2 protein-coding genes are annotated in these 21424 nt (G+C 50.6%); both read left to right on the top strand.

Annotated elements, in window-relative coordinates; genetic code table 11:
- The first annotated feature begins 24 nt into the window (after positions 1 to 24).
- Positions 25 to 5751 carry a type I polyketide synthase gene (locus tag JNUCC21_RS12615; protein ID WP_369878194.1) on the top strand — a complete coding sequence of 1909 codons (5727 nt, stop codon included), beginning with the start codon at positions 25 to 27 and terminating at the stop codon, positions 5749 to 5751.
- A 51-nt stretch (positions 5752 to 5802) separates the two neighbouring features.
- Positions 5803 to 21420: an SDR family NAD(P)-dependent oxidoreductase gene (locus JNUCC21_RS12610; protein WP_369878193.1), complete on the top strand. Its 15618-nt coding sequence runs from the start codon at positions 5803 to 5805 to the stop codon at positions 21418 to 21420.
- The last annotated feature ends 4 nt before the right edge of the window (positions 21421 to 21424 follow it).

Genomic DNA, 21424 nt, shown 5'->3' with positions numbered 1-21424 from the left:
AACGTCGATATGGAGGAAGTTCATATGCAAGAGCAGCTTCTTATTAACAATCAGCATCCCGTTCTGAAACATCATAAAGCCTATGGAAAGGAACTGCTGCCGGGTCTGGCTTATATTGACCTGATCTATCAGACTTTCAGAGAAAACGGTTTTTTTCATGCCGGCCTTGAACTCAGGCACTTATCGATTTTTCACCCTTTAGCTCCTGAACAGGGAGAAACAATCCTGCTTTCCGTTGATTGTACAGAGAACGTCGAAGGGCAGTGGAAGGTAGAGGTGAAAGGGCAAAAACAAGGTGACGAAGCAGCAGAGACAAAGGTATATGCCGCGGCGCAAATGCATTCCGTCAAGTCTCTCGGCTTCCAAGAAAACGTCCGGATGGATGCCGTAAAACAAACGGCGGCAGAAATACCGCTTGAGGACATTTACGCGGAATGCAGGGATCAAGAACTGGTTCATTCAGGAATGATGAAAGGCTGCGGAAGCGTCTACCAAACTGAAAAAGAGATTTATATTGATCTGTCGGTGCAAAAGGATCAGCTGGAACATGCAGAAGAGACGATGTTTCATCCCGCATTGATAGATGCGAGCAGCATCGGCTCCAATGTATATCTCGCTCCTTTGACGAGGGAGGAGGGGCAATTATTTCTGCCGCTGTTTTATGAATCGTTTTATTGCGCCGAATTGCTGCAGACAACATGTATCACTAAGATAAAAAAAGAATCCGTCACCCGTAAGAAAGATCTCGTTTACGTGACAATGGAGTTTTTCAATGAGGAAGGCAAAAAAGTCGGCGAACTGAAAAACTTCGCCAATAAACTGGTGAGGGACCCGGAACTGATCAATCAGAAACGGCAAAAGAAAGAACCTGACGGGCGGAATGCCGTCCCGGCTCCGCAAGCGGAACCGGCGCCTTCTGAGCCCCGCCATGCGGAGGCTTCCGCCAGCCTTACTGAACAGTGCATCCTTTATTTAAAAGAATTGCTTGCCGCCCGATTGAACAAACCTGTGAAAGAGATTGACCCGGATATCGGCTACTATGAAATGGGGCTGGATTCTCCGGGGCTGTTGGACATGGTAAAGGAAATTGAACAAAAAATCGGAACGCAGCTTCTGCCGACACTGTTATTTGAATACACGACAATCGCGGAATTGGCGGGATATTTGTGCGAACATTACGGAGCCGGTTTCGGTCGTGCTCAAAGCGGGCCTTCAAGTGCTGAGCCTTTGCACCGGGAAAAAAAGAGGACGACCCAAATCCGCGTGAAAAAATCGGCGTCAGCCGGAACGCAGAATGGAGATATTGCCATCGTCGGGATGGCGGGACGGTACCCCGGCGCCAAAAATCTTCGTGAATTTTGGACAAATTTAAAAAATGGAGAAAACAGCGTAACGGAAGTGCCTCGTTCCCGCTGGGATACGAGGACATATGAGCATTTGCGATCGCCGTCCGGCAAGCCGATTTCCAAATGGGGCGGTTTTATAGACGATCCGGATTGTTTTGACGCGAAATTTTTCCGGATTTCTCCGCGGGAGGCAGAAGCTAAAGATCCGCAAGAACGCTTGTTTTTAGAAACATGCTGGGAAACGATTGAGGATGCGGGCTACACCCCGGAAACAATCGTTCAGCCGAAAGGGCCGAATAAGAGAATGAACGTCGGTGTGTTTGCCGGGGTGATGCATATGGATTATTCTCTCGCCGGCGCTGAAGCTGCGGTCAAAGGGCTGGTCTTTCCTTATCCCTTGAACTATGCGCCGATCGCAAACCGGGTTTCATATTTTTGCAATTTTCACGGGCCGAGCATGGCGGTTGACACGGTGTGTTCGTCATCCCTGACGGCCGTCCATATGGCGGCGGAAAGTCTGAGACGCGGTGAATGTGAAGCAGCTCTTGCCGGAGGCGTCAATTTATCATTGCATCCGACAAAATATATCACATACGGCTTGATGGATATGCATTCGAGTGACGGGCTGTGCCGCACGTTCGGCGAAGGAGGCACAGGCTATGTCTCAGCTGACGGCATCGGTGCCGTGCTGCTGAAGCCGCTCCACAAAGCCGAAGAAGATAAGGATCATATTTATGCGGTGATAAAAGGCAGCGCCGTCAATCACGTGGGGACCGTCAGCGGGATTACTGTGCCGAGCCCCGTGGCGCAGGGGGATATGATAGCTGAATGTCTTGAAAAGACGGGGATCGATCCCCGGACGATTTCTTATGTGGAAGCGCATGGAACCGGAACTTCTTTAGGAGATCCGATTGAAATACAAGGTCTTGTTAAAGCTTACCGCACGTTTACGGAGGATCGGCAATTTTGTGCGATCGGTTCCGTTAAATCGAATATCGGACATGCGGAATCAGCCGCCGGGATCAGCGGGCTTCATAAAACGGTTTTGCAGCTGTTTCACAAAACGCTTGTCCCTTCCTTACACTCAAAGACGATTAATCCGTATCTCCGTTTAGAGGACTCGCCATTTTACGTGCAGCAAAAAACCGAGTCATGGAAAAAGCCGGCGTATACAGAGAACGGCATTGAACATTCCTGTCCGAGACGCGCAGGCATCAGTTCATTCGGGGCGACGGGGTCAAACGTTCATCTCATTTTAGAAGAGTACAGGCCCAAAAACCCCGGCATTACGGAGAATCAAGAGAGACCGTATATCGTGCCTCTATCAGCGAAAAATCCGGAGCGGCTGAAGGAATACGCTGCCCGCCTGCTGATGTTTCTCAAAGATGAAGCGCCTGAAGGAAGCGGGCCGCTTCATGACAAAAGAGATACAATGCAAAATCAGCTGGAAAATGCGTTACGCAGCGTTCTGGCGGATGTTCTGCATGTAGAGGCCGGCTCGGTAGATGATGAACAGGATTGGAAGGAATTCGGCTTGGATGTCATGCAGCTGACACAGTTTTCTGAGCTGATGACGGATCAATACGGGCTGGCAATAGACATGACTGATCTCATACAGCATACTTCCGTCCGGACTTTAGCAGAATGTCTTACAAACGATGAGAAACATAAGAATATTCTTTCCGGTCTTTTCGGCCAGTCCGGCTTAGATAAGCAGCCTGATGAATCTTTTTCCTTGCGGTCACTGGCGTATACGCTGCAAACGGGACGGCTGGCAATGGAAGAACGGCTTGTTTTTTTAGTGAACGATCAAGCAGACCTGATCAGGAAATTAACTGAATTTACAGAACAAAAACGGCAGATTGACGGCTGCTTTCAAGGGCGGTCTGATAGCGGAACGGAAATCAGGGGTTTCCTGAATGATGATCAGGATACGGAGGAGCTGATCCGAAAATGGACGGACAGCGGCACTTACAAAAAACTTGCGGAGCTGTGGTCAAAAGGATTTGAGATAGACTGGACGCGGCTGTATCAGGAGGAGAAACCGCGCAGGATGAGTCTGCCGACGTATCCGTTTGCAAAGGAACGATATTGGATACCGGAGCCCGATCATCCCGTCACTTCCGTAAATACAGAAAGCAGGCTTCACCCGCTGCTTCACCGCAATACATCAGATTTGTTAGAACAAAAATTCAGTACGATACTGAACGGAGATGAATTCTTCTTAGCCGATCATATCGTCCGAAACAAGCGTGTTCTCCCCGGGGCGGCTTATCTTGAAATGGCGAGAGCCGCGGCTGAACTGGCTGCCGCGCCGTTAGCCGCTGAATACACGGCTAAAACCGGCATTTCGCTGCGGTATATCAGCTGGATACGCCAGGCCGTTCATAAAAAAGAGCCGCTGCGTATGACGACAGGGCTTTCTTTGGAGGATAACGGCAATGTTTCATTTCAAGTGTACAGCAATGAAAATGATTCAGACATTTATTGTGAAGGCAGCGCTGTGATTGAGCCGCTGTCTGAGGCGCCGGTTTTGCATATTGAACAGCTGAAAGCGCGATGCCGCAAAAAAGTGCTGTCAAAAGAAGACTGCTATGTGGCGTTTGCAAAGGCGGAAATTGTATACGGACCTTCACATCAAGGAATTGATCACATTTATTGCGGGGAAAAAGAAGCCTTGGCAAAATTGGTGCTCCCCGCTTCCGTTTCTGATGAAGCCGAACAGTTTGTGCTCCATCCGAGTCTGATAGATTCTGCTTTTCAGGCGGCCATCGGCGTTATGAATGAAGATCAAGCGGGTTATCCGGAGCAGCCGTTAATGCCTTTTGAATTGCATGAACTGACCGTTTTTCATCCGTGCAGTCCAAACATGTGGGCGGCCGTATTTGTGACGCATGAAACACCGGCCGTGCGAAGAATGGACATTGATATATGTGATGAACGCGGCAATGTGTGTGTAAGGATAAAAGGATTTTCTGCCCGGATGGCCGAAAGTGCGCCGGCCGTAACCGATAATAAGCAATACGATCTCCCGGGTAACCTTACCGGAGCCGTCAAACTGATGCAGGTATGGGACGCGGAACCGATAGACAACCAAACCGGCTTCCCCATTTCTGAAGCAAAAGCTGTCATCATAGGCGGTACAGACGGGCAGGCGGACGCGGTTTTACGATTGTTTCCTAAAGCTGTGCGATTTGATATCGGCCAAAGTGCTTCCGTTGAAGTGATATCTGATCGGCTCCGCCGTCTCGGTGAGATTCAGCATATGATCTGGTTTGCCCCTCAGCCGGCTGATTCTGACAGCCATGATCAAAAAAGCGGGGTGCTGCAGATTTTCAGAGCGGCCAAAGCTCTTATCGGTCTCGGGTATGGAAAGGAGCAGCTCGGGATGACGGTGATTACGCACCAAGCACAGCCTATTACTCAATATGATGAGGTGCGTCCCGCTCATTCCAGTGTGCACGGTTTCGTCGGGTCTCTCGCTAAAGAACATCCGAGCTGGCACATCCGTCTCGCCGATCTTGAAGACGGGGGGGATTTCCCCGCAGAAGACATATTCAGCCTGCCCCGCGACCGTACGGGTAAAGCATGGGTGCGCAGACATCAGGAATGGTACCGGCCTCAATTGCTTCCGGTCCAAAGCGGGCCGTCTGAAAGTGTTCCTTACCGCTATGGGGGCGTATATGTCATCATCGGCGGTGCGGGAGGCATCGGCGAGGCTTGGACAGATTATATGGTGACGACGTATAAAGCCCGAGTCGTCTGGATCGGGAGGCGGCCGCTGGACAGCCGGATACGCCAAAAAATAGACCGGTACCGGCCATCAGGCCCGGCTCCCGAATATATAGCCGCAGATGCTTCTGATCTTTCATCGCTTCAGCGCGCCTATGAACAGATTAAAAACACATACGGCACCATCAGCGGCATCGTTCATTCAGCGATGGTATTTGCGAATGAAAGCGTAAAAGATATGGAAGAATCACAGTTTCACGCCGGTCTTGCGGCGAAAGTGGATATTTCCGTCAACATTGCCGAAGTATTTGCGAAAGAGTCTTTGGACTTTATTCTCTTTTTCTCTTCGGTTATTTCATATATTAAGAATCCGAATCAAAGTCATTATGCGGCGGGGTGCGCATTTAAAGACGCATTTGCCCATGAGCTTTCCGGACGGCTGTCATGCCGGGTCAAAGTGATGAACTGGGGTTATTGGGAGCGGGCTGACAATCACATTTCTGAAGAGTTTGACAGACTGAGTGCAATCGGTCTCGGGCTGATCAGCCGTGCGGAAGGGATGCAGGCGCTGGAAACTCTGCTGACGCAGCCGATCTCCCGTATGGGGCTGATGAAGCTGACCAAGCCGATTCCGATCGAGGGAATGAACCCTCATGAATTTGTGACTATCTGATTGCCTGTCAAAATGACGGAGCAAATTTAATTTTCTTAGGAGGATAAGGTTTTGGGTAAGGGAGACAAACAAAAAGACCGTACACAGTTATCCTTAAGAACAGAAATAAGCAATCAAATGAAAGAATTGAATCGGCTTTTGCTGCAAGTGCTGCGGGTGACGCTGCGTTCAATGGGTCTGACCGGCGAAGCGCCGGCGGCTTCCTGTCTGCCTTTATATGAACGCTGGCTGGAAGAAAGCATCCGTCTTTTAGACAGCGATTTTAAAAGCGGTGAAACGGCCGCGGTTTGGGAAGAGTGGCATAAGAAGAAAAACGAATGGCTGAAAGATTCGGATATGAAAGCGCAGGTTCTGCTGGCGGATACCGTCATTCAAGCTTTGCCTGACATTTTAACAGGCAAAATAAAAGCCACTGACGTGATGTTTCCCGATTCTTCAATGAAGCTTGTTGAAGGAATCTATAAGCATAACATTCTCGCTGATTATTACAACGATGTGCTGGCAAATGAAGCGTGTATGTATGTGGAAAATGTAATGAAAAACAATCCTGATGCAAACATCCGTCTGCTGGAGATCGGAGCGGGCACCGGCGGAACGAGCAGCACACTGTTTAAAAAGCTCCGCCCCTATCAAAACCATATTCAGGAATACTGTTATACCGACTTGTCAAAAGCTTTTTTAATGCATCCCGAAAAGGAATACGGCGCGGACAATCCGTATTTGACGTATCAGTTGTTTAATGTGGAGCAGCCTGCGGCGGGCCAGGGATTACATCTGCGAACCTACGATATCGCTATCGCTGCAAACGTGCTGCATGCCACCAAAAATATCCGGAAAACTTTAAGGACGGCAAAAGCCGTATTGAAAAAGGACGGTTTGCTGCTTGTTAATGAACTGGGCGGGCATACGCCGTTTACACATGTTACATTCGGCTTATTAGAGGGCTGGTGGCTGTACGAAGACGAGGCGCTGCGGATTCCGGGGTGTCCCGGTCTTTATCCGGAAACATGGAAATCCGCTTTAATGGCTGAAGGTTTTCATTCCATTCAATTTCCGGCTGAAAACGAACGTCTGCACACCCAGCAGATTATCACGGCGAAAAGCAACGGAGTCATCAGGCAGAGCAGGGAAGCTCACACCGCGCAAAAGCGCCAATCAAACGTACCGCAAACATCCTCTGATCGTCAGCTCCCAATCAAACAAGCGGGAGAGGGGCTTTCGGAAAAGACAGCGGCTTTTCTGATAAGGGCTGCGGCAAAAGTATTAAAAATGCCGGCAGAAGAGATAAATCCGCTGGCTCCTCTGGATGAATACGGCATTGACTCTATTCTGATCGTTCAGCTGACGAATGAGCTGCGGGATCTCGTCCCTGATATCAGCAGCACGCTGTTTTTTGAATACCGGACGATAGGAGAGCTTGCCGCATACTTGGCTGAAACGAAGGAGCGCGAACTGCATGCGCAATTTTCTGAAGAAGTCCGTCATACTGAAGCGGCATCATCCGGCTCTTTGCTTGAAAAAAGCACAGAGTATCTGAAACAGATCGTCAGCGCCATCTTAAAGATGCCGATTGAGGACGTTCAAGCCCATACGCCCCTTGAAGAATACGGAATCGATTCCATCTTAATCGTACAGCTGACCAACCGCGTGCGGGAAGACGTCCCTGATATCAGCAGCACATTGTTTTTCGAGTATCCGACAATCGGCGGATTAGCGGACTATCTCGTCAGCTCAAGACAGGAAGATATGGCTGGGATTTTCAAGACAAATAAAGAAGCCGAAAAGGCGCCGCACATTCTACAGAAAAAGCAAAGCCGCAACAAAAGCGCGGGATTGACGAAGCGCCAAGCGGCATCTTTTTCTGAAAAAGCGCCGCCCGCTTCCGAACCGCCGTCAAAACACCTTGAAGTGGCAATTGTCGGTCTTGCCGGACGGTATCCCGGAGCTGAAAATGTTAATGAGTTCTGGGAACGGTTAAAGACCGGTGAACACGGAATCACCGAAATTCCGAAAGACCGCTGGGATTGGCGGGACTACTATGATGAGACAAAAGGTAAGGAAGGCCGGATGTATACAAAGTGGGGCGGCTTTTTAACAGATATTGATAAATTTGATCCGCTGTTTTTTAAAATCTCTCCGAAAGAAGCGGAGCGCATGGACCCGCAGGAGAGACTGTTTCTGGAAACCGCTTATGCGGCCCTTGAGGATGCCGGATATACCCCTGATTCACTATGCGCCGGTAAAAAGGTTGGTGTCTTTGCGGGTGTCATGAACGGCAACTATCCGACAGGGGCCCACTACCACTTTATCCCGAACCGCGTATCCTATGTGTTTGATTTTCACGGTCCGAGCATCGCGGTCGATACCGCATGCTCCTCATCCTTAACCGCCATTCATCTCGCCGCAGAAAGCATCAGAACAGGTGCATCTGAATGCGCGATTGCCGGCGGCGTAAACCTGATTACAGATCCGGTTCATTATATCGGACTTTCTTCTATGAGAATGCTGTCACCGTCAAACGCGTGCAAAGCGTTCGGTGATAAGGCTGACGGGTTTGTTGACGGAGAGGGCGTCGGCTGTATCGTGTTAAAGCCGTTGAAGAAGGCTGTTGAAGATCATGATCATATATACGGTGTCATTAAAGGAAGCGCTCTGAACGCCGGCGGCAAAACGAACGGGTTCACCGTTCCGAATCCGAATGCACAAGGAGAAGTGATCGCAGATGCGATGGAGCGGGCAGGGATTGACCCGAGAGCAATCAGCTATCTGGAAGCCCACGGCACCGGCACTTCCTTGGGAGATCCGATTGAAATCGCAGGGTTAACCAAGGCTTTCCGCCGCTATACGGATGCAAACCAATTTTGTTCCATCGGTTCTGTTAAATCCAATATCGGACACCTGGAAAGTGCGGCGGGCATTGCTGCGGTCACCAAAATTCTTCTTCAGATGAAACACGGATATCTGGTGCCGTCGCTGCATTCAAAGCAGCTGAACCCGGAAATTGATTTTGAAACTTCTCCTTTTATCGTGCAGCAGGAAACAGCGGAATGGAGACGGCCGGTCATAGAATCTGAAGGAGTAACACGGGAATATCCGAGAATCGCGGGTACATCTTCTTTCGGAGCGGGCGGTGCAAATGCCCACCTGCTGATAGAAGAGTATGAACCGGCTGAAATGACTTCGGCAGACACCGGCCGTCCGGCGCTTTTTGTTTTATCGGCAAAAGATAAAGACCGCTTGCGCGAGCGGGCTCTGTTGCTGTCGGATGCCGCCGGAAACGGAACAATTACAAATGCGAACCTGCTTGACGCGGCATTTACCCTTCAAGTCGGGAGGGTCCCGATGGAAGAACGGCTGGCGATGACAGCGGACTCTGTTTCTGAATTGGAACAGAAGCTGACTGCTTTTCTGAATAATGCTGGTTCTGTAAGCGGGGTGTTTACGGGCCGGAGTGATAGTGCTGTCACGGAGACGGAAGGCACAGTCAGTGATTGGATGGAAAAACGTCAATTTGACAGTCTTTTGAATGCCTGGGTTCACGGGACGCCCGTCGATTGGGCATCTTTATATAAAGGCGCGCTGCCGCATCGTATCAGTCTGCCGTCTTATCCATTTGCAAAAGAAAGCTACTGGATGAAGCGGGAAGAACAAAAAGCAGGAACAACTGAATATGTGCATCCTTTCCTGCATGAAAATACGTCAACCTTGGCGGAGCAAAGCTATCATACATCTTTTACAGGCCGGGAACACGTTTTCCAGGATGTGAGCGGGGAGCGGGTTCTGTCGGCAGCCGTTTATTTAGAAATGGCGCTTGCGGCTTTTCATCATGCGGCAGACAGCTCTGAAGAAAAAGAGATATGGATCCGAACAGCGGCATGGACTGACCCGATTACCGGCGGACTTCACGGTGCGGGCGTCAATCTCTCCCTTCTGTCTGAAGACGAGGAAGGCATTCATTATGAAATATACAGTGACGAAGAGAAGCTGCATCATTATGGAATCATCGGACAAGGGAACATACAGCCATCCCGCGTGCTTGATATTGCCTCCTTACAAAAAGACTGCCGCCCGCTGTCATTCGATTATGAAACACCAGGCACATCAGGTGTAACGATCAGTAAGGAGTTCCGCACCGTTGAAAAGCTTTATGCGGGAGAAAGTGCGGTTTGGGCGAAGCTTGCTCTCACAGATGAAAGCGGCCGTAATCCGGGATATCATATACCGCCGGAATTTCTGGACGCAGCTTTTCATGTCCTGGCAAAAACGGAGCCGTCAGTCCATATCGTGCCTGAAGCGGTTGAAGAACTGCGCGTCATGCGTCCGTGCTCATCCAGCATGTGGATGTATATTAATAAAAAGAAACAAACCGGCTGTGACATTCAATTATGTGACGAAACCGGCATTGTCTGCGCAGAAATCAAAGGGATAAGAATGAGACAGCCGTCTCAGCAGGATCACGGGCAAGAGGAACAATCCGAGATGATGATATTTGAAGAAATGTGGAAGCAGCAGCCTCTGAAGAAATCCATTCATGAAGAGCTGAAAACGGTCATCTGTTTTCTTACGGGAGAAGCTGCCAGAAAGCATGCTTATCAGTCTTTACAATCCCTTTATCCGGGAGCCGGCGTGTTTTTTATTTCACAGGGTGAGGAAACTCAAAAGCTTTCAAACACGCATTATCAAATTAAAATCACTGACGGACAAGCATATCAAGAAACGTTTCGGCATATTGAAACGGCTGCAGGCAAAGCGGATGCCATTTTATATGGATGGCCGCTTGAAGATGAAAAGGCCGTGAAAGACTATTCCATTCTGTATCATGTGATCCGCGCAGCTGCTTCTTTGCGTTCTAAACCGAGCCGAATCCTTCTTTCCGCTCAGTGCGGAATCGATACCGATATCAGTTACGCCGAGTCATGGATCGGGCTGGAACGGTCGCTGAAACTGATCTTGCCGGAGACGGATACGGCCGCGGTTTATTTTGGACAAAAAGGACCGTTAGAAAAACTGATCTATAACGTATGTGAAGAATTTCACAGCGAGTTGTTCCGCAGTGTCATGTACAGTGGGGAAATTCGTCACGTCATGGAAATGAAGCAGACGGATATTGCCCCTGTTGAGAAGCGTGTGATAAAAAGCGGGAAAACGTACTTGATTACCGGCGGATGCGGGGGATTAGGCTTGTTATTTGCCGGATATTTTGCTGAAAAAGGACCGATTACGCTCATTTTGACGGGGAGATCAGCGGCAGGCGGCCCGGTGCTGAACAAGATAAAGAGATTGGAAGAATCAGGCGCCAAGGTGTTTTACGTGCAGGCGGATGCCGCTGATCAGGCTCAGATGGAGAAAGGTTTGCAAGGAGCGAAAGAGAAAGGATGCGGGCCGATTCAAGGTGTCATTCACGCTGCAGGTCTTCAAGGCACTGAAAGCATTCTGGAGAAAGATCTGCAAACCTTTCAGCAAGTCTTATCGCCAAAAGCGGACGGCACCGCGGTGTTAGATCAGGTTCTGTCACGGGAGCCGCTTGACTTCTTCTGTTGTTTCTCTTCTTCTTCAGCGATTTTAGGAGACTTCGGTTCTTGTGACTACGCGATGGGGAACCGCTTCCAAATGGCTTTTGTCCGTCACCGGGATAAACTTGTGAGCCTCGGACTCAGAAGCGGCAAGTCACTTGCAATCAATTGGCCGCTTTGGAAAGAAGGGGGGATGCATGTCGGCACGGCGGAAAGCACCGATATGTATTTAAAATCAAGCGGACAGCGTTATTTATACACTGAGGAAGGACTCGAAGTTTTTGAAACATTGTTAGTCCAGCCGTCCAGCCAGTATCTCGTCCTGGCTGGTTTTCCGTCGAGGGCCAAACGCTTCCTGCAGATAGATCAAGGCGAACGGCCGATTTCGGGTTCTGTAAACAGGAACGTCCCGTTTTCAGGAAGGCGGAGTGAAATGAAAGGCTTTACACTGGAAGAATGCGTAAGCTGGGATGTGAAAGAACTGGCGGCGGGGCTTTTGAAAATAGACAAGAACAGACTGACGGACGCTGACAATCTGGCTGATTTCGGCTTTGATTCTATCAGTTTGGCGGAATTCGCCTCTTCTTTGTCCGCCCATTACGGAATTGAAGTGACACCGGCCCTGTTTTTCGGACACTCTACACTGGAGAAGGTCGTCCGCTATTTTCTGACGGAACACAAGTCCGTCATGGAGCATGTCTATGAAGAAAAGAAACCTGAATCCGCAGATCAATCTGTCTTTGAAAAGGCAGGAACGGAAAAGCGAAAGAAGCAGAGGGGAAGAAATAAGCTGAATGCCGGAACCGAGGGCAGTCAGGCAGCTGATTCCATTGCCATTATCGGCATGAGCGGCCGATTTCCTCAGGCGCGCACGGCGGACGAGCTGTGGGACATTCTGTTTCAGGAAAAGGATGTTGTCGCACCGGTCGCAAAAAAAGGCTTCACAAGTTCAAAATGGAAACTCGGCGCTGTACCGGGGGCGGACGAATTCGACCCTTTATTTTTTGAAATATCGCCGAGGGAAGCTGAAACGATGGATCCGAAACAGCGGCTGCTTCTTCAGGAAGCGTGGAGGGCCCTTGAGGACGCCGGCTACGGCGCCAGTCACATCAAGCAGCAGACGATCGGTATGTTTGTGGGGGCGGAAGAAGGAGATTATCACCTTTTAACACGGGACAAAGGCAATGTCACGTCTCATCATAACGGTATTTTGGCGGCGCGGCTGGCTTATCACTTGAATTTATCAGGTCCTGTGATGGCGATAAATACAGCATGTTCTTCGGGGCTCGTGTCTGTCCATCAGGCGGTATTAAGCCTGCAGAATAAAGAGTGTACAACAGCTGTTGCGGCCGGGGTGAATATCATGAATACCCCGGACTTTTTTGAAACGATAGATAAAGCCGGAATGCTGTCGGAAAACGGGAAATGCTTCGCGTTTGATAAAAGGGCTGACGGCATGGTTCCGGGGGAAGCGGCCGCGGCGGTTATTCTGAAGCCTCTGAGAGAGGCGGAAAAAGATGGTGATCCGATTTACGGGGTGATTCGGGCGAGCGGCATCAATTATGATGGGAAAACAAACGGAATTACCGCTCCGAGCGGCGTCGCGCAGACCCGGCTGCTTACTTCCGTTTATGACCGGGGCCGTATCAACCCTGAAGATATCGAATATATCGTCACACACGGCACAGGTACAAAACTCGGTGATCCGGTGGAAATTAACGCGCTTTATGACGCATTTTCTGCCTATACAAACGAAGAAGCTTTTTGCGCACTCACATCAATTAAAACCAATATCGGCCACACGTTTGCCGCATCAGGCATTGTCAGTTTGATCAGTCTTTTACAGGCGTTCTCCCGTGAAATGATTCCCGCCAGTCTGCATTGCAGCGGGGAAAACCGCTATATCAACTGGGAGAAGAGTCCTTTTTATGTGAATAAAACGGGTAAACCGTGGCCTTCTCTGCCGGGTAAAAACCGAATGGGGGCAGTCAGCGCATTCGGGATGAGCGGAACAAACGCCCATGTCGTTATGGAAAGCTATAAGCGCAGCGCTTCACCTCATCCGGATGCCCCTGCATATTTACTGACTTTATCAGCAAAAACAAAGGAGGCCCTTCAGGAAAAAATCGAAGATATGATCACTTGGGCGGAAAATGGCGGACTGAAAGAAAATGATCTGGCCCAGCTCAGCTATACGTTGTTAAAAGGACGGCATCACTTTAACCATCGCGCCGCCATCGTGGTTCAAGATGCTGATGACGCAGTGTATGTATGGAAGCAGGCAAAGCTTAATGAACATCATCCTTATGTGTTTTCGGGAAAAGTACCGCAGCACTTTGCAGGGCGTCAGCATATTCAGGAGCACATGATAGAAGTGCTCGGCAAGTGCAGCGCCTCATATTCTGACCATAGAAAATATCAGGAGCTGTTATGCGTGCTGGCAGATTTTTATTGTCAAGGTTATGAAATCGAAGGGGACTTGCTTTATGGCGGACCTTTGCCGCGAATCGGCAATCTGCCGGGCTACCCGTTTGCCAGGCAGACGTATTGGGCGTCCGATCGTCTTCAGAGAGAGATTGGAAGCCGGAATTCAGCTGAACGTGAAAAGCTTCACCCGCTGCTCCATGCGAATACATCGACCTTTACCGCCCAGCGTTTTACTTCTGTTTTTTCAGGATATGAACCGTTTTTTGCCGATCATATCGTCAATGGAAAACCGGTGCTTCCGGGCGCGGCTGCTTTAGAAATGGCCCGGGCCGCCGTTACATTTGCCGCCGAAGACTTGCCCGGCGGGAAAACGGGTGTCAGGCTCAAACAGATCGTTTGGCTCCGTCCGGTGACGGCGCTTTCTGAAGGAGTGACGCTTCATGTAAAGCTTCAGCCGGAAGAAAACGGAGACATCGCTTTTGAAGCGTATGCCGAAGGAGAAGAGCCGCTTGTCTTTTTCCAGGGAAAGGCCGTGCTCGAAGAGACGGAGCGTGCTCCGGTACTCGATGTGGAAGCGCTTCAGGCGCGCTGCAGCGGCCGTCGCTTGTCAAAGGCTGAGTGCTATGAAGCGTTCGACAGCCTCGGCATCACCTACGGACCGTCGCATCAGGCGCTTGAGGCCGTCTATGCCGGAAGCGGAGAAGTGCTCGCGAAGCTCACTCTTCCGCCGTCCACCCGCGCAGAAAAGGAGCCGTTCATCCTGCATCCGAGCATGCTGGACGCCGCCCTTCAGGCTTCTATCGGTCTCGTGCTCTCAGACGGTTCCGCGTCCGGACGGCCGTTTCTGCCGTTTGCCCTCCAGGATATGCAGGTGTTTTCTGCGTGCCGGGAGACGATGTGGGCGGTGCTTTCCTCAGCGGACGGCGCCTATCATATTGAGCTGTGTGATGAAAACGGCGCGGTATGTGTCCGATTGACGGGGCTCACCGCCCGTTTTCTGGAAGAGGAAACGGAGGAAAAACCGCTCTTGCTTCAGCCAAAGTGGCAGGAATCACCGCCGGGTGAAGGCGGCGGACAAGAAGAGTCTTTCAGATACGTGACACTGTATGGCGGAATGAACGCTGAGGACATAAGCGGCGGCGCCGTATGTGCGGCTGACGGCGAAGGTCCGATTGAAGACCGTTATGACGCCTGCGCGGCGGAGCTGTCAGCGATCGTCACGCGTCTTATCAAAGAAAAACAGAAGAAAAAAACGCTGATCCAGCTTCTTGTCCCCGACAGGGGGGAAGACAATGTATTGGCGGGGCTGGCCGCTTTTCTGAAAACGGCTCACCTTGAACATCCGAAGCTGTACGGCCAAGTCATCCAAGCTGATCCGGACGAGTCAGCCTCGGCGCTTCTTGCCAAGCTGAAAGAAAACCGGGCGCATCCTGAACAAGCGGAAATCCGTTATGAAGACGGCAAACGTCTCGTCAGAAACTGGCGTCATCTGCCGGCCCCTCAAAGCGGCGCCGTTCCGTGGAAAGACGAAGGGGTCTACCTCCTCACCGGGGGAGCGGGCGGCATCGGACTGATTTTCGCTGAAGAAATAGCCTCCCGCGTCAAAAACGCCGTCCTCGTATTAACGGGAAGGGCGGAAGCGCTTGATAAAGACCGCTCCGCCCGCTTACGGCGCTTGGCAGCGACGGGCGCCCGCGTATTGTATCAACCGGTAGACGTGACAGACAGGGCGGCGGTCATCGCCCTCGTCCGCGGCATACAGGAGGAGCACGGAACACTCGACGGGATCATTCACGGCGCCGGCGTGATCGCTGACAATTACATTCTGAACCAGACAGAAAACGAACGGAAGACCGTCATGGCGCCGAAGGTGAAAGGGCTTATCAATCTTGATGAAGCAGCGAAAGATGTGCGGCTGGACTTTTTCATCCTGTTTTCTTCCTTGGCGGGAGGTATGGGAAATCCGGGGCAGGCCGGTTATGCGGCAGCCAACGCATTTATGGATGTTTATGCAGCCCGCCGGAACCGTCTCGTGCGGGACAACAGGCGGAGCGGGCAGACTCTGTCTGTCAACTGGCCGCTTTGGGAAGAAGGCGGTATGCGTGTGGACAAAGAGACCGAACGGCTGATGTACGAACAGACCGGAATGAAAGCCATGCGATCAGCCTCAGGCATCCAAGCACTGTACGCCGCTTTTGCCTCCGGAGAACACCAGGTCATGGTGGCAGAGGGCGACGAAAAACGGATCCGCAGCCATATTTTCGATCTGGGCGAAGAACAAAGCGCCGCCGGAAAAGCTCCGGCAGTGGCAGATGCAAGAGATCTGAAAGATCAGGTTCAAGAGAAACTAAAGCGGCATGTATCAGATCTTTTAAAGGTAAGCATGAAAGATATTGAGGCTGACAGCGAACTGACGGAATACGGATTTGATTCGATCATTTTCACTGAATTTACAAATCTATTAAATCGGTCTTATCAGCTTGAGCTCAGCCCGACTATCTTCTTTGAATTTCCGACATTGCGCAAACTGAGCGGCCATTTGATATCTGAATGGAAAGAAGCATTCAGCGGCTTAGAAAGAGAGCGTTTAAAAACCGCTCCAAAAGCCGGAATAAGAAAAGCTGAAGCTCCGGCGGCCGTTCATGTCAAGCGGGAAACGCCCGTATCCGTAAAAGGAAAATCAGAAGAAAAAACCGAACCGATAGCCATTATCGGAATCAGCGGTATTTTTCCGCAGGCGAAAGACATAGATGAATTCTGGACACGTTTACAAAAAGGAGAGCATTGCATTACAGAAATTCCCCGAGATCGCTGGGATTGGCGCGAATATTACGGCGATCCGGCAGCGGATGCAAATAAAACGTCAGTTAAATGGGGCGGTTTCATAGATGGAATCGCCGGGTTTGACCCGCTGTTTTTCGGGATATCTCCGAAAGAAGCTGAAATGATGGATCCTCAGCAGCGTCTATTAATGATGTATGTGTGGAAAGCCATTGAAGACGCGGGGTACTCAGCAAAACGGATTGCCGGAACAAAAACCGGCATTTTCACCGGCACACTGGGAAGCGGATATCAAACTTTAATCAATAAGGCGGGTCTTCCTGTCGAGGGGTATACGATGACCGGAATCGTGCCGTCCGTCGGGCCGAACCGGATGAGTTATTTTCTTGATATCCACGGGCCGAGCGAGCCGGTAGAAACCGCTTGTTCAAGCTCTTTAGTCGCCATTCACCGCGCGGTAAAAGCCATTGAAACGGGAGATTGTGATATGGCGGTCGCAGGGGGCGTCAACACGATCGTCACGCCTGAAGGGCATATCGGTTTTCAAAAAGCAGGCATGCTCAGTGAAGACGGGCGCTGCAAAACATTTTCTGATCAGGCTGACGGTTATGTCAGAGGAGAGGGTGCCGGGATGATTGTCTTGAAAAAGCTTTCAGAGGCTGAGCGTGACAGGGATCACATCTACGGCCTCATCCGCGGTACAGCGGAAAATCACGGCGGACGCTCAGCGTCACTTACCGCGCCGAATCCGCAGGCTCAGACGGATGTGCTGAAAAGCGCTTATCAAAAAGCCGGTATTCACCCGTCAACCATCACTTATATAGAAGCGCACGGAACAGGAACGGCACTCGGCGATCCGATTGAGATCAATGCATTGAAAAAAGCTTTCCAAACAGACGGGGCGCCGGGCGGATATTGCGGGATAGGCTCAGTGAAGACAAATATCGGACATTTGGAGCTCGCAGCAGGTATTGCGGGCGTTATCAAAGTATTGATGCAGCTGAAACATCGGACGCTCGCCAAAAGTCTGCATTGCGAGAACATCAATCCCCATATCAAATTGAAGGACAGCCCGTTTTACATTGTGACAGAAACAAAGGAGTGGGAAGCGCTGCGTGATGAAAACGGCCGGGTCCTGCCCCGCCGGGCGGGTGTAAGCTCATTCGGTTTCGGAGGTGTCAATGCGCATATCGTTATTGAAGAATACATGGGCAGAAGTGAGACGGAACAGCAGGAAACCCGTGAGAAAGCGTCATCTCTTTTTGTTTTGTCGGCTAAAAATGAAGAGCGGCTGAAAGAAAGAGCACGTCTCCTTCGCGACTTTATCAAAAACGGTTCATCCCGCGATATCGATCTTGCAGATGCCGCATACACACTGCAGACCGGACGGGATGCGATGGAAGCGAGGCTGGGAATCATTGCAGGCTCCGCAGAGGAACTGACTGAAAAACTGAACGCGTTTCTGTTGGGAAAAAACAGCGAAGATATCATCAGCGGCCGTAAAAAACGCGAGAATAACACGATTTCCATGTTCTCAGAAGATGAAGACGCGGCTGACCTCGTCAGCGCCTGGCTTGAGAAAAAGAAATACAGGAAAGTGCTGCGGCTCTGGGCAAACGGATTTGACACGGATTGGGAGCAGCTGTATACGGGCAGTAAGCCGCGCCGCATCAGCCTGCCCTCCTATCCGTTCAGAGCCGACCGCTATTGGGTGCCGAAACGGGAGCAGCTGCCGCTTTCGAATCAAAAAACAGTATTATTGCAAAAAACATGGGAACCGTGCGAGGCAGTGTCTTCATCCGAGCCGTTCAACAACAAAATAGCGCTCATCGTCTCTGAAGATACAAAAGACCTTGCCGCCGAGGTGAAAAAACAGCTGAATGATGCTGACATTGTGCAGGAAAATCAGCTCATCTCTTGCTTACAGGGTCCGAACGCGGCCATCTATTCCGGGTTTATTGACTTCACCGGCTGCGGCTCCCGACAAAAGCGGCAGGACATCAGCTGGGTGGCATCGCTGCAGCAGCTGATTGAATACGGCGGCGGACAAGAAAACATGAAAATGCTTTATCTTACAAAAGGGCTTGAAGCCTTCAAAAATAAGGCTGCCGTCATGCATGGTATTGAAAAAGCGGGGCTTTATCGCATGCTGCGGCATGAATACAGCCATATTCTCACCTGTCACGCCGATATTGATCCTGAAGGGCCGCTGGAGCAGACAGCCGCTTTTATTAAACAAGAAATTGAATCAGACTTAACGGAGTCTGCTGTTTGCTGCAGGGACGGCATGCGCTTCAGCTATGTTCTTCAGCAGACTGATCAGATTGAACCAGAAGCTGTGCAAACAGACCGGACTGCGTTTCCAAAAGACGCCGTCCTGGTGATAACCGGAGGAACGCGCGGACTCGGCGCTTTATGCGCCAAGCATTTCGTTTCCGAATACGGTGTGAAGAAACTGCTTCTGACAGGCAGAAAGGAGCTGCCGCCGAAAACCGAGTGGGATCTTGAGCAAACAGACCCTGTCGTTTCGGAAAAAATACAGCTTATCCGGCAGCTGGAATCACAAGGTGTAAAAGTGTGCGTCTCAGCAGTTGATCTGACGGATAAGCAGGCCGTCGGACGGCTTATAAAAGAGGTAACCACAACGCTCGGACCTGTCGGAGGCATTCTGCATTGCGCGGGAATTGCGGACCGTGAAAACCCTGCTTTTCTCCGCAAATCCAAAGACAGTATCGCGCGGGTGCTCGCGCCGAAAGCAGACGGCCTTCACAGTCTGTATGAGAGTGTAAAGGATGATGCGCCGGCATTTTTCGTCCTGTTTTCATCTGTCTCAGCAGCCGTCCCGATTCTTGCGGCGGGACAGAGCGATTATGCGATGGCTAATTCTTACATGGACTATTTTGCAGAAAACAATGAGAGCGGCATCATTAGCATACAATGGCCGGCATGGGATGAGACGGGCATGAGCAGGGATATAAAAAGCGGGATTTATGAGCAAACGGGATTGCTGCGGCACTCTGACGCTGAAGGTCTCAAGATGCTTGATTACATTTTAAGAGAAAGACCCGGAGCTGTCGTGCTGCCGGCACAAGTGAAACATGATTGGGACGCCAAAGCGCTGGAAAATGCCAAGCCAGCCGCCCATAAAGGAATGAAAGCAGCTTCCAAACCTCCTGAAACAAAAAAACGGGAACATAACCGGATTGATATTCAATCTTGGCTAAGGTCGCTTTTGGCAAAAGAGCTGAGTATCGATGAAACGCATATGGATATCGATGTGCCTTTTCAGGAATACGGAATGGATTCTATCTTTCTGGCGCAAGTGCTGACAAAGATCGATCAAAAACTGCCGTCCGTTTCAATTGATCCGACTGTCCTTCTGGAACACCCTACCATAGAACAGCTCGCGGATTATTTAGCCGTACATTGTCCGGAAGCTTTTTCGGCAGATGCAGCGGTTCCAGCGGAGAAGGTCCCTTTGCAGAAGACGCCGAAACGGAGCAAAAAAACGGCAGATAACCCCGGGAAACGGGGAAAGGTTGCGATCATCGGCATGGCCTGCCATTTTCCGAAAGCGGGAGATATAAAAGAATTTTGGAAGAATCTCCGCAGCGGAACGGATGCCGTCACTGAAGTTCCGCCGGACAGATGGAACGCCGGGGAACACTATCAGCCGGGTGAATATCAAGAAGGAAAAAGCATCAGTAAATGGGGCGGTTTTATTCACGATATTGATCAATTTGACCCGGAGTATTTCAATATTTCAGAAACGCTGGCACCGATGATAGACCCGCTGCAAAGGCAGTGGCTCGAAGTGAGCGCGGAAGCTTTGGCCGATGCCGGTTATCAAAAAGAGGATCTCTGGGGCCGCCGTATCGGCGTTTTTGCCGGTGCAAGGGCAGGTGCGTTTCATCAGAAATTTCAATATTTGCAAAAAGATGCGATTATTGGCGCGGGGCAAAATTTTATTACCGCACACATGGCGCACATTTATAACTTTACAGGGCCTAACCTGGTCGTGGATACGGCCTGCTCCAGTTCGCTTACGGCAATTCATTTGGCCGTACAGGCCATTCAAAATGGAGAAGCGGAAGCGGCCTTTGCGGGCGGGGTTGACATTTTGCTTGATGAAAAACCTTTTCTCACAATGAGCGCGGCGAGAATCTTATCGCCAAATGGCCGTTCAAAATCTTTCGATGCCGATGCGGACGGAACAGGAATCGGAGAGGGCTGCGGTGTGCTGATGCTGAAGCCGCTCGAAAAAGCGATAGAAGACGAAGATAAAATATACGGCGTTATTGACGGCTCTGCGATAAATAATGACGGCAGCACAATGGGCGTGACGACGCCGAATCCCCGGGCGCAGCAGGACTTGATTGAGCAGGCGGTTCAATCAGCGGAAATCGATCCGGACACCATGACATACGTAGAGACGCACGGAACCGGTACATTGATCGGCGACCCGATTGAATTAAAGGGATTAACCAATGTCTTGTCTGCTTATTCCGATGAAAAACAATTTTGCGGTGTAGGAAGCGTCAAAAGCAATATCGGCCACTTGCTGAGTGCGGCGGGCGCGGCGGGAATCATCAAAGTTTTGCTGGCGATTGCCAATGAAGAACTGCCGCCGACTTTGCATTGCCATAAACCGAACCCCCGCTTCCAATTTAAAGATTCTCCGCTTTATCCTGTGCTTGAGCTGAAGCGGTGGAACGGAAAAAAAGAGATACTCAGGGCCGGGGTCAGCGCGTTCGGTTTGGGCGGGAATAACGCCCATATCATTGTCAGCAACGAAGGAATTCCGAAAGAGCGAAAAGCGGCCATGGAACCGAAAGGCGGCCAGACAGTATACCGAAAACAACGGTATTGGCCTGAAAAAGCACAGTTGTCCGAAGCGGAAGAAAATGAGGCGGGCACAGAAGCAATGTTTGAAATAAGCGAGGTGTGATAGA

This window comes from Bacillus sp. JNUCC-21, assembly GCF_041222765.1.
Lineage (GTDB): Bacteria > Bacillota > Bacilli > Bacillales > Bacillaceae > Bacillus > Bacillus velezensis.
This window is presented reverse-complemented; position numbering and strand designations above follow the sequence as displayed.